The sequence below is a fragment of the Longispora urticae genome (genome assembly GCF_053902585.1).
This window is the reverse complement of the sequence record NZ_JAQZSH010000042.1, coordinates 54684-71019: the sequence shown is the minus strand read 5'-3', so window position 1 is coordinate 71019 and position 16336 is coordinate 54684. Positions and strand designations below refer to the sequence as shown.

At 71.6% G+C, this 16336-nt stretch carries 14 protein-coding genes; 13 read left to right on the top strand and 1 reads right to left on the bottom strand.

Features of this window, described 5'->3' with window-relative positions; all coding sequences use genetic code 11:
- Positions 1-96 precede the first annotated feature (96 nt).
- The 13 genes from PT931_RS29915 (at position 97) to PT931_RS29855 (ending at position 14905) form a co-directional block, all read left to right on the top strand.
- A complete protein-coding gene (locus PT931_RS29915; protein ID WP_456249064.1) occupies positions 97-1101 on the top strand; it encodes an agmatine deiminase family protein in 1005 nt (334 codons plus the stop codon).
- On the top strand, positions 1098-2042 hold the full coding sequence (locus PT931_RS29910) for a nitrilase-related carbon-nitrogen hydrolase (protein WP_456249063.1): 945 nt from the start codon (positions 1098-1100) through the stop codon (positions 2040-2042). The genes PT931_RS29915 and PT931_RS29910 overlap by 4 nt, the downstream gene beginning before the upstream one ends.
- A complete protein-coding gene (locus PT931_RS29905) occupies positions 2039-3646 on the top strand; it encodes an ABC transporter substrate-binding protein (RefSeq protein WP_456249062.1) in 1608 nt (535 codons plus the stop codon). The genes PT931_RS29910 and PT931_RS29905 overlap by 4 nt, the downstream gene beginning before the upstream one ends.
- The gene (locus PT931_RS29900) at positions 3643-4596 is read left to right on the top strand and encodes an ABC transporter permease (protein WP_456249061.1); all 954 of its coding nucleotides are present in this window, start codon (positions 3643-3645) and stop codon (positions 4594-4596) included. The genes PT931_RS29905 and PT931_RS29900 overlap by 4 nt, the downstream gene beginning before the upstream one ends.
- Entirely contained in the window at positions 4593-5447 is an 855-nt protein-coding gene (locus tag PT931_RS29895) for an ABC transporter permease (RefSeq protein WP_456249060.1), read from the top strand. Before PT931_RS29900 ends, PT931_RS29895 begins: the two co-directional genes overlap by 4 nt.
- Positions 5444-6418: an ABC transporter ATP-binding protein gene (locus PT931_RS29890; RefSeq protein WP_456249059.1), complete on the top strand. Its 975-nt coding sequence runs from the start codon at positions 5444-5446 to the stop codon at positions 6416-6418. Before PT931_RS29895 ends, PT931_RS29890 begins: the two co-directional genes overlap by 4 nt.
- Positions 6411-7211, top strand: a complete 801-nt coding sequence (locus tag PT931_RS29885) for an ABC transporter ATP-binding protein (protein ID WP_456249058.1) — start codon at positions 6411-6413, stop codon at positions 7209-7211. The genes PT931_RS29890 and PT931_RS29885 overlap by 8 nt, the downstream gene beginning before the upstream one ends.
- A 100-nt stretch (positions 7212-7311) precedes the next feature.
- Entirely contained in the window at positions 7312-8874 is a 1563-nt protein-coding gene (locus PT931_RS29880) for a sensor histidine kinase (RefSeq protein WP_456249057.1), read from the top strand.
- 7 nt (positions 8875-8881) lie between these two features.
- A complete protein-coding gene (locus PT931_RS29875; protein WP_456249056.1) occupies positions 8882-9538 on the top strand; it encodes a response regulator in 657 nt (218 codons plus the stop codon).
- A gap of 204 nt (positions 9539-9742) precedes the next feature.
- The gene (locus PT931_RS29870) at positions 9743-10924 is read left to right on the top strand and encodes an agmatine deiminase family protein (RefSeq protein ID WP_456249055.1); all 1182 of its coding nucleotides are present in this window, start codon (positions 9743-9745) and stop codon (positions 10922-10924) included.
- A gap of 73 nt (positions 10925-10997) precedes the next feature.
- Complete coding sequence (locus tag PT931_RS29865) at positions 10998-12155, top strand: agmatine deiminase family protein (RefSeq protein ID WP_456249054.1); 1158 nt, start codon at positions 10998-11000, stop codon at positions 12153-12155.
- Positions 12156-12245: 90 nt separating this feature from the next.
- Complete coding sequence (locus tag PT931_RS29860; protein WP_456249053.1) at positions 12246-13121, top strand: DUF4436 family protein; 876 nt, start codon at positions 12246-12248, stop codon at positions 13119-13121.
- 107 nt (positions 13122-13228) lie between these two features.
- Positions 13229-14905: a serine/threonine-protein kinase gene (locus PT931_RS29855; protein ID WP_456249052.1), complete on the top strand. Its 1677-nt coding sequence runs from the start codon at positions 13229-13231 to the stop codon at positions 14903-14905.
- 162 nt (positions 14906-15067) lie between these two features.
- On the opposite strand, the gene PT931_RS29850 is transcribed toward PT931_RS29855, so the two are convergent.
- Positions 15068-16219 carry an agmatine deiminase family protein gene (locus PT931_RS29850; RefSeq protein ID WP_456249051.1) on the bottom strand — a complete coding sequence of 384 codons (1152 nt, stop codon included), beginning with the start codon at positions 16217-16219 and terminating at the stop codon, positions 15068-15070.
- Between the last annotated feature and the right edge of the window lie 117 nt (positions 16220-16336).

Here is a 16336-nt window from a genome sequence, read left to right as displayed (position 1 = left end):
CTCGATATTGATCCGGTTCAAGGGTTGACTGAAAATTCAGTCAGGAGCACGATAGGCCATCACGTCCACCGCTTGCGCAGCAGGAGGAAAGGTTCCATGACCATGCGGATGCCGGCGCCGTGGGCCCACCATGAGGGTTGCCTCATGGCCTGGCCCACCCGACCGGAGATGTGGGGCAGCGTGTTCGCCCGGGCCAGGGCGGAGTACGCCGCCGTGGCCACCGCGATCTCGGCCTTCGAACCGGTGACGATGATCGCCGCCCCCGGCCAGAGCGCCGGCGCCCGGGAGGCGTGCGGCGAGGACGTGGACGTCATCGAACTGCCGATCGACGACTCCTGGCTGCGCGACTCCGGCCCGGTCTTCGTCCTCGGCCCCGACGGCGAACGCGCCGGGGTGGACTTCCGGTTCAACGGCTGGGGCGGCAAGTTCCCCCCGTTCGACGCGGACGACCGGATCAGCGGGGTACTGCTGGAGCGGCTCGGCGTCACGGCGGTCCACTCGCCGATGGTACTGGAGGGCGGCGCCATCACCGTCGACGGCGAGGGCACGCTGATCACCACCGAGCAGTGCCTGCTGCACCCGACCCGCAACCCGCTGCTGACCCGCGCCCAGATGGAAGCCGAACTGCGCGCCAAGCTCGGCGTGACCACGGTGATCTGGCTGCCCTACGGCCGGATTGAGGACACCATCACCGACGGGCACGTCGACGGGGTGTGCGTGTTCGTGGCCCCCGGCACGGTGCTGCTCCGGATGCCGGCAGACCCCGACCACCCCGACCACGACCGGATGCGCGCCAACCGCGCCCACCTGGAGGCGAGCGTCGACGCCCGGGGCCGCCGGCTCCGGATCCTCGAACTGCCGCAGAGCGCGTTCGTGGAGGTCGACGGGCACCGGACCGAGCTCGGTTACCTGAACTTCTACATCGCCAACGGCGGCGTCGTCGTACCCGTCGCGGGGTTGCCCTCCGACGAGGACGCGTTGGCCGTCATCGCCGCCGCGCTGCCCGACCACAAGGTCGTCGGGGTACCCGCGACGACGATCGCGTACGGCGGCGGCGGCGTGCACTGCGTCACCCAGCAGATCCCGGAGGTAACGGCATGACCTATACACTGTTGACCGCGTTCGGCTCCCCCCTGGGCTCCCCCGGCCGGCTCGACCAGGAGACCGGGTCGATGCTGCGCGTCGGACTGGTCCAGATGCGCTGGTACGACGGCGAGCGCACCCACGACGAGAAGCTGCGCGAGGGTGTCCGGCTCGCCGCCGCCCAGGGCGCACAGGTCGTGTGCCTGCCCGAACTGACCCGCAGCCCGTACTTCGCCGCCGACCACGCGCTCGCCGCCGGGGCCGACCGGTACCTGGAGGACCTGCCCGACGGGCCCACGACCCGGCTGGCAACCGAGCTGGCCCGCGAACTCGGGATCATCGTGCACGCGTCGCTGTACGAGCGGGCGACCGACGGCGGTCTCGGGTACAACACCGCGATCTGCGTGGGACCGGTCGGCGAACTGCTCGCCCGTACCCGGAAACTGCACATCCCCGAGTTTCCCGGCTACCACGAGGACCTGTGTTTCCGCCCCGGGGACACCGGCTTCCCGGTCGTCGAGGCGGCCGGTGCCCGGTTCGGCTTCCCGACCTGCTGGGACGAGTGGTTCCCCGAGGTCGCCCGGGTCTACAGCCTGCACGGCGCCCAGATCCTGGTGCATCCGACCGCGATCGGCTCGGAACCGGAGCTTCCGGACTTCGACACCCGGCCGATGTGGGAGCATGCGATCAGTGCGAACGGCCTGGCCAACGCCCTGTTCATGGTGGTACCGAACCGCGTCGGCACGGAGGGTCCGATCACCTTCTACGGCTCGTCGTTCATCTCCGACCCCTACGGCCGGATCGTGGTGCGCGCCCCGCGCGACCGGCCTGCCGTGCTGGTCGCCGACCTTGATCTCGCCCAGCGCGAGGACTGGTTGGGCTTCGGGCTGCTGCGCACCCGCCGTCCCGAGCTGTACACCCCTCTGACCCTGCCCGTCGCCCAGGGAGTGACCCGATGAGAACCCGATTGCTGGCCGGCATCGCGGTCGCCGCCACCGTGCTGGCCACCGCCGCGTGCACGAGCCCGTCGTCCAAGGCCTTCGAGTACCGGCTGTCGGCCGTGACCCCGGAGGCCAAGGGCGAGCTCGCGTCGTTCAGCTGGTCGCTGTACGCCGAGCCGCCGACCCTGGACTACGTCTACGCGTTCGACTACGCGCCGAACATGATCCTGTCCAACGTGTGCGAGAGCCTGATGCGCTGGACCCCCGCGCTCACCCTGGAGCCTGGGCTCGCGTCCGCCGTGGCCAACCCGGACCCGCTGACCTGGGTGTACACGATTCGGCCGGGGGTGAAGTTCCACGACGGTGGCACGATGACCGCCACCGACGTCGCCTACAGCCTCAACCGGCACCTGGACCCGGACGTCGGATCGTTCTGGTCGTCGGATTTCACCAACGTCGCCTCGATCACCGAGACCGGCCCCCTGCAGGTGACGGTCAAGCTCAGGCAGGCCGACTCGCAGTTCCCGCTGGCGATGGCCAGCGTCGCCGGCAAGGTCACGCACGCCACGGCCGTGCGGGGCCAGGGCAAGGACTACGGGACGGGTACCGGGCTGGGCTGCACAGGACCGTTCGCCCTCGGCACGTGGACCAAAGGCCAGTCCATCCAGCTCGACCGCTTCGACAACTACTGGGGCGCCCGCGCCCAGTCGAAGACCGTGGTCTTCAAGTTCCTCACCGACCCGGCCGCCCGGGCCAACGCGATGCTCGCCGGCGAGGTCGACGGCGGCTACCTGGTCTCCCCCGAGAGCTACGAGAAGCTGTCGACCAGCGGCAAGGGCACGCTGTACTTCGGCAAGTCCCTGACCACCATCAACCTGACCGTCACCAACCTGAAGGGCACCCTCGGCGACGTCCGGGTCCGCAGGGCCCTGATGCTGGCCCTGGACCGGGAGGGGTTCATCAAGACGGGCCTGCGAGGGGTCGGTTCGGTCACCTCCGCACCGGCAGCCCGCGACGCCTGGTCAGGGCTCCCGCAACCGGTCGTCGACGGGGCCTACGCCGGCCTGCCCGGGACCGGCCGGAACCTGACCCAGGCCAAACAGCTGGTCGAGGAGGCGGGCGCCACCGGCAAGAAGGTCGTCATCGCCACCAGCGCGATCGGGGCCGACGTGTCGCTGCTGGCCACCGCGGCCCAGTCGGCGGGCGCGGCGATCGGGCTGGACGTCGAACTGAAGACCATCGCCCCGGATGCCTTCACCACGCTGTTCTCCGACCCCCAGGCGCGCGAGGGCATCGACGCGTTCCCCAACACCTACTACCTGTCCAAGACCGACCCGCTGGCCATGTACAAGATGTTCCAGACCGGGGACTTCGAGAACTACGGCGGGTACTCCGACCCCGCCTACGACACGCTGCTCAACCAGGCGGTGGCGGAGTACGACCCGGTGAAGCGGGCCGCCCTGTCCGCACAGCTGCAGAAGAAGGCCACCGACGAACTGCTGTGGATCCCCGTCGCCGAGTGGCCGACGTCGGTGTTCCTGAACAAGCGGATCACGGGCGCCCCGACCAGCATCTGCTACATGTACTACCCGTGGGCGGCCCAAGTGGGCGCGTCGGGATGATCCTCCGGTTCCTGATCCGTCGACTTCTCGAGTTGACCGGGACGCTGGTGGCCGCGTCGTTCCTCGTGTTCGGCGCGGTCTACCTGGCCCCCGGCAAGCCGGAGAGCTTCCTGCTGGGCGGGCGCTCGGCCACCCCCGAGGCGCGGGCCGCAATCCGGGCCCAGTACCACCTCGACGACCCGTTCCCCGTCCAGTACTACAAGTGGCTGGGTCAGGTGCTCACCGGGGACCTCGGCCGCTCGGTGCAGTACCGCAGCCCAGTACTGGGGCTCATCGAGGCCCGGCTGCCCAGCACTCTCCTGCTGATCTCCATGGCGCTGGTACTCGTCGTGGTGTTCGGCATCGGACTCGGCTGGATCAGCGCCCTGCGCGGCGGGGCCACCGACTCCGCGATCCTGGTCGGCACGTCCGTCGCCGTGGGCACGCCGTCGTTCGTCGCCGCGATCGCACTGATCTGGCTGTTCTCGGTGACCCTCGGCTGGTTCCCGACCACGGGCAGCGGGGAGGGATTCTTCGACATGGTCTACCACCTGGCACTGCCGTCCACAGCGCTGGCGCTGTACTGGGTCGGCGTCCTGGCTCGGGTCACCCGCACCACCATGCTCGACGAGATGGGCCGCGACCACGTCACCGTCGCGCGCAGCCGGGGCCTCGCCGAGAGCACCGTGATCCGCCGGCACGTGTTCCGCAACGCCCTCGGCGGCATCGCGACCCTGAGCGGGCTGACCGTCTCCGGGCTGGTGGTCAGCACGGTGCTGGTGGAGGCCGCGTTCGGACTCGGCGGGATCGGCGACCTCCTGCAGTCCTCCGTGGCGGTGAAGGACTTCCCCGTCGTACAGGCCATCTCGTTGTTGATCGTCGCGTTGTTCGTGCTGGTGAACCTGGTCGTGGACCTCGCGTTCCCGTTGATCGACCCGAGAGTGCGACTCGGCACGAGGAGGACCCTGTGACCGCGGCCGTGACCCGCCGCCCCGGTTTCGGCCGGGTGCGCACCCGCCGACCGTGGCTGTACCTGACCTGCCTCGCCTTCACCGGCCTGGCGTTCGCGGTCGCGGTGGCCGCGCCCTGGCTGCCCCTGGCCGACCCCAACGCGGCCGACCTCGGCGCGGCGCTCGCCGGACCGTCCGTCGACCACCTGCTCGGCGCGGACGAGGCGGGCCGCGACGTGCTGTCCCGCCTCCTGCTCGGCAGCACCACCGCCCTGTTCGGACCGCTGGGCGTCGTCGTCTTCTCCACGGTCCTCGGCGTCGTCGTCGGCGTCACCGCCGGGTGGCGCGGTGGTTGGCTGGACTCCGTGCTGTCCCGCGGCAGCGAACTGCTGCTCGCGTTCCCCGGCCTGCTGCTGGCGATCCTGTTCGTCGCGCTGTACGGCGACGGCCTCCTCGCCCCCGTGCTCGCCCTGTCCCTGGCCTACCTGCCCTACGTCAGCAGGCTGGCGCGCAGCCTCACCATCGTCGAACGCGAACGCCCGTACCTGGCCGCCTACCAGGTGCAGGGCTTCTCCGGGCTGGCCATCTGCCTGCGGCACCTCGTCCCCAACATCGCGCCCGTGGTCCTGGCCCAGTGCACCCTCAACTTCGGGTACGCCCTGCTGGACCTCGCCGCACTGTCCTACCTCGGCCTGGGCGTCGCCCCCCTGACCCCCGACTGGGGCGTGATGGTCAACACCGGGCAGAGCGCCGTACTCCAGGGACAACCGTTGTCCGCCATCATCCCGTGCCTCGCGATCGTCGGGACGGTCGTCGCCGTCAACGTCGTCGGCGAACACTGGGCCGACAAGGTCGCCCGGAGGCAGCGTTGAACACTCTGGAGATAGAGGATCTGCGGGTCACCCTCCCCGGCACGGCCCGGCCCGTCCTGGACGGGGTCACCCTGGCGGTCGGGGCCGGCGAGACGGTCGCCCTCGTCGGGGAGTCCGGATCGGGCAAGACCCTGACGTCACGGGCCGCCCTCGGGTTCCTGCCTCGCGACGCCGAGGTCACCGGAGCCGTCCGGGTCGCAGGGAAGGACCTCCTCACGATGGGTTCCCAGGAACTGCGCGGCGTGCGGGCCCTCACCGTGTCGATGATCTTCCAGGACCCGCGCACCGCCCTCAACCCGCTGCGCCGGATCGGCGACTTCCTGACCGAGGGCCTGCGGACGAACCTGCGGTGGAGCGCCCAGCGGGCCGGCGACCGGGCGAGGGAACTCCTCGAAGCCGTCGGGCTCGACGAGCGGGTCCTGCTCCAGTACCCGCACGAGCTGTCCGGGGGCATGCTGCAACGGGTCACCATCGCGGCGGCTCTGATGTCCGACCCGGCGCTGCTGCTCGCCGACGAACCGACCACCGCCCTGGACGTCACCACCCAGGCGGAGATCGTCACTCTGCTGGCCGACCTGCGCGCCCGGTTCGGCACCGCGCTGCTGTTCGTCACCCACGACCTGCACCTCGCCGCCGCGATCAGCGACCGGGTGTGCGTGATGTACGCCGGCCGGATCGTCGAGTCCGGCCCCGCGGACGCGCTGTTCGACAAGCCCCGGCACCCGTACACGGCGGCGCTGCTCGCCTCGATCCCGCAGCTCGACCAGCCGCGCAGACGGCTCGACGCGATCTCCGGCCAGCCACCGGACCTGCGCACCGCCCTGGCCGGCTGCCCGTTCGCGGCCCGCTGCCTGCACGCCACCGACCTGTGCCGTACGGACGCGCCGGTCAGTACGCCGGTCGACGGCGGGACCGTGGCCTGTCACCACCACACGCTGCTGGCCCTGGAAGGGATCACGCACCATGGCTGAGTCCGTGCTCGCGGTGTCGGGCCTGCGCAAGACGTACGGGGCGGCAGCCGCCGTCGACGACGTGTCGTTCACCCTCCCCGCAGGCGGCTCGCTGGGCGTGGTGGGCGAGTCCGGGTCGGGCAAGACCACGACGGCCCGCATCATCGTCGGCCTGGAACGCGCCGACGCGGGCACGGTGACCGTCGGCGGCCACGAACGCGCCGGCCGCCCGGTCGGCCGCCGGGCCCGGCTGCGGTGGGCCCGCGAGGTCCAGATGGTCTTCCAGGACCCGTACCTGTCCCTGGACCCCAGGATCAGCGTCGGCGACGCGCTCGGCGAGACGCTGCGCCTGCACTTTCCCGGTACCGACCGCCGGGCCCGGACCACCGAACTCCTCGACCAGGTGGGCCTCGGCCGGCGCGAGGCCGACGCGCTGCCGCACCAGCTCTCCGGCGGGCAGCGCCAGCGGGTCACGATCGCCCGCGCCCTGGCCGTGCGGCCCGCCGTCCTGGTCCTCGACGAGGCGGTGGCGGCGCTGGACGTGTCCGTCCAGGCCCAGATCCTCAACCTCCTCGGCGACCTGCGCGCCCAGCTCGGAGTCGGCTACGTGTTCATCACCCACGACCTCGGCGTGGTACGCACCGTGACCGACGATGTGGTGGTGATGCGCCAGGGCCGGATCGTCGAGGCCGGGCCGACCGAACGGGTCCTCGCCGAGCCGGAGCACCCCTACACCCGGCTGTTGCTGAAGTCCGTCCCCCGGCCCGGGTGGGATCCGCGCCGGATCGCCGAGGCCCGGCGCGCTCTCGGCTAGGCCGTCCCAACCGGTGACGGCACGTGCATGCTTGGGGTGGGCGCACGAGGGGAGGATAGATGTGACGAATAGTGATATTCGTACACATATATCTCAAGGTTTGATCGACCTGGGTCTGCTCGCCGTGGCCACCGGGGCGGTGGCGGTGCTGTTCGGCTGGGCCGACGACTGGCTGGTCGACAGCCTGCTGAGCGACCAGCCCGCCGCACGGTGGGCCGTCGCCGGTGGCGCGGTGCTGGCGGTGCTGATCCGCCGTCGTCTGCCGGCCACCGCGCTCGTGGTCACGGCCGGACTGGCGGCGGCGGACCCGCTGACCGGCGCCGCGTGGGCGATCGTGGCCTACACGGCCGGCCTGCGGCCCATGTCCGCGCTCCGCCGTTCCGCCCTGCTCGTGGCGGGTGTCGCGCTCCCCGCGGCGGTCACCGCCCTCGCCGTGATCGGAGAGAGGGCGCCGTTGGTCCAGTACCGGATCAACGCCCTGGTCGTGACGATGGTCGTCTGCGGACTGGTGCCGGGGTTGGTCGGCATCGTTGTCGGTCAGCGGGAACGACTGCTCACCGCGCTGCGGGAACGCAACGCGTCCCTGCGACGGGCGCACGGGGCCACCGAGGAGCGGTCCCGGCTGCTGGAACGATCCCGGATCGCGCGCGAGATGCACGACCTCCTCGGCCACCGGCTCAGTCTCGTAGCCCTGCACGCCGGCGGCCTCGAACTGGCCAGCCGCCCGACCGGCGGCGAGCTGCTGTCCACCTCGGTCCTCGTGCACTCCACGGCACGGCAGGCGATGCACGAACTCCGGGGCGTCCTCGGCATCCTCGGCGAGGGCGACCCGGCGGCGCGCTCCGAACCGTTGACGGAGACGACCGGCACGAAGGCCGACGTCACCGACCTGGTCGCCGGGTCGAGGGCCGCGGGCGTCTCCGTGGATCTGGAATGGACCGGTGGGGACCTGGGACACGCGGACCCCGCCGTCCGGCGCGCGGTGCACCGCGTCGTCCGTGAGGCCCTGACGAACGTGCACAAGCACGCCGCCTCCGCCCCGGTGACCGTCACGGTCCGGCGTGCCGACCAGGACGTGCGGATCGAGGTGCGCAACGGGCGGAGCGAGCGGCAGACCCGCGACCTGCCCGGCAGCGCGCGTGGCCTGGTCGGGCTCGGGGAGCGGGTCCGGCTGCTCGGCGGGACACTGAGCGCCGGACCGACCGGCGACGGGGGTTTCGGCGTCGACGCGACCATTCCCCTGGCCGGGCACGTCGAGGCCGTCACGGTTCCCGACGAGGATCCGCCGGCCGAAACGCGGTCCCGGCCCGCCTGGGACCACGCCGTCACGGCCATGACGATCGCGCTCGGGGTCGTCGGGGTCGTCGCGTTGCAGTACCTGGCGCTCGCGTTCGTCCCGTACCCGGGCGACGACGACCGGGCGGAGATGGCCGCGTACGGGATGTCCCACGACGAGTTCGCCGACCGGTTCGGGCTCGGCAGCCCGCGCGCGGAGGCCACGGCACGCGGGCACGAACCGGCCCGGCCAGCGGGAGCACGCTGCGACTACCACTACAGCGCCGACCGGTCGACGGCCGCGACCGCCGTGGTGCACCGGTACTGTTTCGTCGACGGCGCGCTCGTGGAGATCCAGGAACTCGCCGTCGCCCTGCCCGCCGAGTGAGGTACCCATGATCCGTGTCCTGCTCGCCGACGACCAGGAACTGGTCCGCGCCGGCATCCGGCTCGTGCTCCGGCACGCCGAAGACATCGAGGTCGTGGCCGAAACCTCCGGCGGGGCCGACGTCGTCGCGCTCGCCCTGCGGCACAAGGTCGACGTCGCCCTGCTCGACATCCAGATGGCCGCCGTCGACGGGCTCACCGCCGCCGAACGGATGGCGGCCCGGGCCCCGTCCGTCCGGGTGGTCATGCTCACCACGTTCGGCGAGGACGAGTACGTGCGCCGGGCGCTGCGGGCCGGGGCCGTGGGCTTCCTGCTCAAGGACAGCACGCCGGACGAGCTCATCGGGGCCGTGCGGTTGGCCGCGGCCGGGAAGCACGTGGTGTCGCCGGAGATCACCGGGAAGCTGATCGACGGGTACCTGGGAAGTGGCACCCCGCAGGCCGACCCGCACCGCGAGCGGCTCTCGGTCCTCACCCAGCGGGAACTCGACATCCTCATCCTGCTCGGCACCGGGGCGTCCAACGCCGAGATCGGCCAGCGGATGTTCCTGGGCGAGGGCACGGTCAAGGCGCACGTGAGCCGGATCCTCACCAAGCTCGGCTGCGCCAACCGGGTCCAGGCCGCCGTCCTCGCCCACGAGGCGGGGCTGCTGTCCGACTCCTAGGACAGCCTGGCGGCACCTGTTGAAGGTGCCGGTCGTCCCACCGCCCGGGGTGCCGGTCGTTTGGTGGATCAGTGCCGATCGGCCACGATCCGTAGACGAAAGACAGCTTCCCCGACCGGTCCGGTCCCCCACGATGAACAGGTAATCCCTGCTCAACGCCGTGCTCCCCTACCAGGGAGACGCGCCACCTGACCTGGAGACGCCATGACCGGACCCCACAACCCGCCCAGCCCGCTCGACGGTCCCGGGGCGCCGCCCACCCGCCGGGCCGTGCTCGGCGCGGCGGGCGTCGGCGCGGCCGGACTCGCCGGCGGAGCACTGACCGCGGCCTCCCCGGCGGACGCGGCGCGCGCGGTGGCCTCCGCGGCAGGTCCGACCGGACGGCGCTGGCGGGTGGCCCCCGACGACGTCCGGCACGCGCGCACCTGGATGTCGTGGCCAGCCAGCAGGTCGATCTGGGGCCGGCAACTGGACGGCATCCAGGACGACATCGCCCTGATCGCCAGCACGATCGCGGCGTACGAGCCGGTGGTGATGTGCGCCGTGGACGACTACGCCGCCGCCGACGCCCGGGCCCTGTGCGGCGGCGGGGTCACCGTGACCCGTGAGATCCCCACCGACGACCTGTGGATGCGCGACTCGTGCGCGGTGTTCCGCACCGACGGCGCGGGCGGGCGCGATGCCCTCGGCCTGCACTTCAACGGCTGGGGCCGCAAACAGAGGCACACCAACGACGCCCGGGTCGCCCGGTATGTCGCGGAGTACGCGGAGCTGGCGTTCGGCACGGCGTCGTTCGTCGGTGAGGGCGGCGCGATCGAGACCGACGGCGACGGCACCGTGATGGCGACCGAGAGCAGCCTCGTCAACGGCAACCGCAACCCGGGCATGAGCCGGGCGGAGGTCGAGAAGGCGGTGTTGGCGGCCTATGGCGCGGACAAGATGATCTGGGTGCCCGGCATCAAGGGCAAGGACATCACCGATGACCACATCGACGTCACGTCCCGGTTCATCCGGCCGGGTGTGGTCATGGTGCAGCTGCCCGCGCCCGACCGGACCGACATCTGGGCGAAGGACGCGCGCGAGCAGTTCGCGATCCTGTCCGCCGCCACCGACGCCCGGGGCCGCCGACTGCGTGTTCTCACGGTGGAGGGGCCGGACAAGGTGCGGTCGCGGAGCAAGGACTTCGTCGACTCCTACCTCAACTTCCACGTCGTCAACGGGGCCGTGATCACCGCCCAGTTCGGGGACCGGGCGAAGGACGCGGCGGCGAGGGTGGCGCTGGCCTCGGCGTACCCCGGGCGGGAGGTCGTCCAGCTCGACGTGGACCGCCTGATGACCGGGGGCGGCGGTATCCACTGCTCGACGATGCAGGAGCCGCTGGCCTAGCGCGATCGGCCACGACCACGAGAACTCTTCCGTACGGTAAACGATAGACAAACCTTTTCCTGGAGTACCCCATATGTCAGGTTTTTCGGTGTCCCGCCGGACGGTGCTGCGCTCACTGGCCGGAGCCGGCGCGGTGGCCCTCGGAGTGGCGGCGTGCTCGTCGCCGGACGACGAATCCCCTGAGCCCGACCCTGCGCGGTCCCCGGGACCGAACCCGTCCGGGCGGCGGTTCGGCGCCGAATGGGAACCCCACGCGCGCACGTTCATGGCGTGGCCGGCGTCCACCGGCATCTGGGGCGGACAGCTCGGGGCCGTGCGCCAGGACATCGCCGGGATCGCCCGCGCGGTCGCCGGCTACGAGCCGGTGGTCCTCCTCGCCCGCCCCGGACAGGAGGACGAGGCCCGGCGGGCGTGCGGCTCGGACGTGGAGGTCGTCACGATCCCCGTGGACGACCTGTGGACCCGCGACACCGTGCCGGTGTTCGTCGAGGACGCGGGCAAGGTCATGGGCGTGGACTTCAACTTCAGCGGCTGGGGCGGCAAACAGCAACACGCCAACGACGCGAAGGTCGCCCGCAGCGTACTCGCCAAATACGGCATCGGACGGATCGAGACACCCGTCGTGGCCGAAGGCGGCTCCTTCGAGACCGACGGGCAGGGCACGCTCCTGGTCACCGAGAGCTCGGTCGTCAACGACAACCGCAACCGGGGCCGGTCACGCCAGCAGATCGAGGCCGATCTCGTCGCCGCCCTGGGCGTGCGGAAGGTGATCTGGTTCGCGGGCGTGCGCGGCGAGGACATCACCGACGCGCACATCGACACCCTCGTCCGGTACGTCGCCCCCGGCGTCGTGCTCCTGGACAAGCCGGCGCCCGACTCGCCCCCGGACGTGTGGTCCCGCTCCATCGACCAGGCCAGGGGCGTACTGAAGGACGCCACGGACGCCCGGGGCAAGGCCATCGAGGTCATCGACCTGCCGCAGCCGGACCCCGACAGGATCACCGGCCGGGGCGAGGAGTTCGTGTCCTCCTACGTCAACTTCTACGTCGCCAACAAGGCCGTCATCCTGCCCGGATTCGGTGACTCCGCCGCCGATGACCGGGCCAAGCAGATCCTGAAGGACCACTTCCCCGACCGCGCCATCGTGCAACTGAAGATCGACGCCATCGCCTCCGGCGGCGGCGGCATCCACTGCGCGACCCACGACCAGCCGGGCAGCCCGACCGGATGACCGGGAAGCCGCCACATCGCCCACTTCCACGCCCTGATCGCCGTGAGTCCAACCGGATGACCGGGTCGTCACCGATCCGCGGAGGACGTCATGATCCGGTGGAGTGACACCCGGCGAATGTTCGGTCCCGTGCTCGCAGCCCTCGCCCTGGTCACCGTCGCCGGTCTCGGCCTCTGGCTACAGGTCGGTGAACGACTGGCCATCGACACCCGGTACGCCGCCGGGGAAGACACGGCTCCGGACCGGGTGGACATCGACGCCTCCATCCAGCGGGTGGACGCCGCCGGGCGCGAACTCATCCTGCGCGTCCTCGTCACCCCGCGCGGACGGCTCGCCGAGTCCGGCGGGCTGTCCCCCGCGGACGATCTGGTCCTGCAGACCTCCTCCAGCGTGCGCGGCGACCTGACGTATCGGGCCCACACCCGAATCACCACCGTCGACCTGCCCGTAGCGCTGACCGGCGGCGCGATCACCGACTACCCTTTTGACCGGTACCGGACCAGCATCGAGTTCGCGGGCCGGCAGGGCGGGCACGACGTACCCGTCAGGATGACGCTGTCCAACAACGACGCGCTGTTCACCCCCACCGTGCGGACCGGCGAGGAGGGCGGGGTGCCCGAGTTCGTGGTGGACGTCGACAGGTCGGGCAGCGTACTCATCTTCGCGGTCCTGATGATGGCCGCGATGTGGACGCTCGCCGTCGCCGTCGTCATCGGCACCTGGTTCCTCGTCACCCGGCACCGGGGGCTGGTCTGGCCCGCCCTCGGCTGGATGGCCGCGACGCTGTTCGCCCTCGCCGCGTTCCGCAACACCGCCCCTGGCTCGCCGCCCATCGGGTCACTGCTGGACTACCTCGCGTTCCTCTGGGTCGAGACCATCATCGCCGTCTGCGTGCTCGTCACCGTGGTCGCCGGCGCGCGGGCCGAACCCGGCACCACGCCACCCGTGACAGCCGGGCCGTCCTGACCACACCGTGCGCCGGCGGCGCCGTCCGAACCCGGTAGCCCGATGCCGGCGCGTCCTCCCACCCCCGCGTCCGCAGCCTTCCGCCACCTCGCCACAGGAGATCCGCCATGCCCAGCGACCCGACCCGGGCCGTCCACGCCCCCGCACCGGTGTTTCCGCCGTTGCGGCCCGGCGACCCGAGCGAGATCGGCGGCTACCGGCTGCACGCCCTCATCGGCTCGGGCGGCATGGGGCGGGTGTACCTGGCGTACACCCCGGGTGGGCGGCCGGTGGCCCTGAAGACGGTGCGCCCGGAGTTCGCCGAGGACCCGGACTTCCGGGCCCGGTTCGCGCACGAGGTCGCCAACGCCCGACGCGTCCACGGCCTCTACACGGCACAGGTGCTCGACTCCGGCACGGACGCCGACGTGCCCTGGGTGGCCACCGCGTACGTGCCTGGCCCGTCGGTACAGCAGGTCGTGCGCGACCACGGGGCACTGCCGACGCGCACGGTGCTGCTGCTGATGGGCGGCATCGCGGAGGCCTTGCAGGCCGTCCACCGCGCCGGGGTGGTGCACCGCGACCTCAAACCCGCCAACGTGCTGATCGCCGCCGACGGCCCGCGCGTCATCGACTTCGGGATCGCCCGTGCGGCCGACACGGTCGCGCTCACCGGCACCGGGCTCCTGATCGGCTCTCCCGCGTACATGGCCCCCGAACAGGTCCTCAATCTGCCCGTCTCGCCCGCCGCAGACATCTTCGCCCTCGGCGCGCTGGCCGGGTTCGCAGCCGGCGGGACACCGCCGTTCTCCGGTGGACCGGACAGTGCGGCACTGTACCGGGTGGTGCACGAGCCGCCCGACCTCCACCGGGTGCCCGGAGCGTTGCGCGGGCTGCTGGCACGGTGCCTGGCCAAGCATCCGGGGGACCGGCCGACGCCTGCCGAGATCATCGACATCGCGCGCAGCCACCCGGAGGTGGGCGGACACCTGCGGTTCGGCGATGACTGGCTGCCTGCGCGGGTCAGCGCCGACGTCACCCGGCGCGCGGACCCACCACCGCACCTTCCGACCGTGGTCTCACCCGCGCCGACCGCGAGTGCACCGACCAGGGTGCCCGTGCCGCACGCGACCGCCCGGATGCCCGCGGGCCGATGGGGTGCGCGACCTGCGGAGCCGCGCCGGGCGGACCGGGCAGTGATGACCTCCGGGTCCGGCCGTCGCCGGAAGAACTCCTCGTGGAAGGCCATGATCCTGGTGGCGGCGGTCACCGCCGTGGTCGGCGCGGTCGGCGGTGTCGTACTGACCGATAGCCTGGACCGGTTCCTCGACGGCCCGGGGACGACCGCTCCCCCTGATACGTTGGCCCCTCTGTCGACCAGGAGCGCCCCGTCACCGGGTGGCGAATCCGCCGCGGCGCCGCCCACCGCGGCCGGATACACCGCCGTGTACACCGGTGTGACGCTGTCCTCCCCTGACGACTCCTACGACTTCGACATCGGGACCGGCACGCTGACCCCCGCGGAGTCGACCCAGTGGGCGCTGGGACACACCGGCGGCGAGTTCCTGGCCCCTGACGCCAGCGACGCGTACATCGCCGGCCATAGCCAGTTGAGTGTCGCGGAGTGTTCCGCCGCTGTCGGGCAGCGTCCCGTCACGACGCTCGCGTTCATCGATCTGCCGCCCGGTCGGGCGTTCTGCGTGCGGTCGCGGACCACCCGCGACATCGTCGTGGTGCGGGTGGTCGAGGCGAGCGCCGGTGGCCCCGTGACCGTCTCGATGGACTACTACCGCGCCGCCGGCTGACCGACTGACCCGAGGCGGGCCACGGTACCTCGAGGCACGGCGTCTCGGCGAGACCTGGCGCTGGCTCGGCACCGGGTCGCCCGGACAGGTCACCGAACGGGTGCCGTTGCCGTCCGTCCGTCCCTTCCGCGCGCGGCCCCGCGCCGAAGGGACGGACACTCGCTACGCCAGCGGCTCCTGCATGGTGACGCAGTGCCCGCCGCCGCCGCCCTCGCCGTGGAGCTGGTCGAGGTTGAGCTGGATGACGGTCTTGCCGGGGAACGCCGCGCCGATCGCGGCCTTCGCCGCCGCGTCCTTGGCGGTGTCGCCGAACTGGGCCGTGATGACGGTGCTGTTGGTCTCGACCCAGTTGACGTAGGAGTTGAGGAAGGTGTCCCAGCGGCTGCGCGGCCAGCGGGGCAGCGTGTCCGGGTTCTGCAGGGTCAGTACCTGGAGGCGGCGGCCCTTCGCGTCGGTCGCGTTGACGAGGGTGTTGTGGATCGCGCGGGCGTTCGTGGCCCACGGGCCGGTCGCCCCTGGTGCGGGCAGCTGCGCCATGACGACGCCGGGCCGGACGAACCGGGCCGTCGCGTCGATGTGGTCGTCGGTGATGTCGTTCGGGTCGAGGTAGCCCGGGCACCAGATCATCTTCGTGGCGCCGAACATGTACAGGAGTTCGGCCTCGATCTCCGCGCGGGACCAGCCGGGGTTGCGGTTGGAGTTCACCCAGCAGGTCTCGGTGGCGAAGAGCGTGCCGTCGCCGTCGTACTCGAGCCCGCCGCCCTCGCCCGTGACGTACGACGGGGTGAACGGGGACACGCCGGCGTAGGACGCGGCGCGCTGGGCGACGTACTTGTCCTTGGTGACCGTCTGTTTGCCGCCCCAGCCGTTGAAGTTCAGGCCGATGGCGTCGCGCCCGCCCGCGCCGTTGAGCCGGAACAGCGGGCCGGAGTCGCGCATCCAGCAGTCGTTGACCGGGATCGAGCTGATCACGGTGACCGTCGAACCGCACGCGCTGCGGGCCTTAGAGGCGTTCGTCGTGCCGTCGGCGCACATGACGACCGGCTCGTACTTGGCGATCTCCTTGGCGAGCTTCGCGATGTCACCCTGGATCTTGGTCAGCAGCGTGCTGCCCCAGATCGAGGTGCTCGACGGCCAGGACATCCAGGTGCGCTTGTGGGGGGCGTGTTCTCCGGGGACGACGAACGTCCCGGCGGCTGCCAGTCGACCGGAGTGCGCCGGCCGACCCGCGGATGCCGGGCGTCCGGAGAACAGTGCGTCGCCGGCGACCCCGGCCACGACACCGGCGGCGGCCGTCGCGCCCACAGCGGTCATGAACGACCTTCTGCTGAAGCCGGGGCTGGGGTCCCGTTCTGAGTTGACCATCCGTCTCTCCTCTTGGGCGTCCCGCTCCGCCTGAGGGGTAGCTTCTAGGACGCCGTACTAGATTGA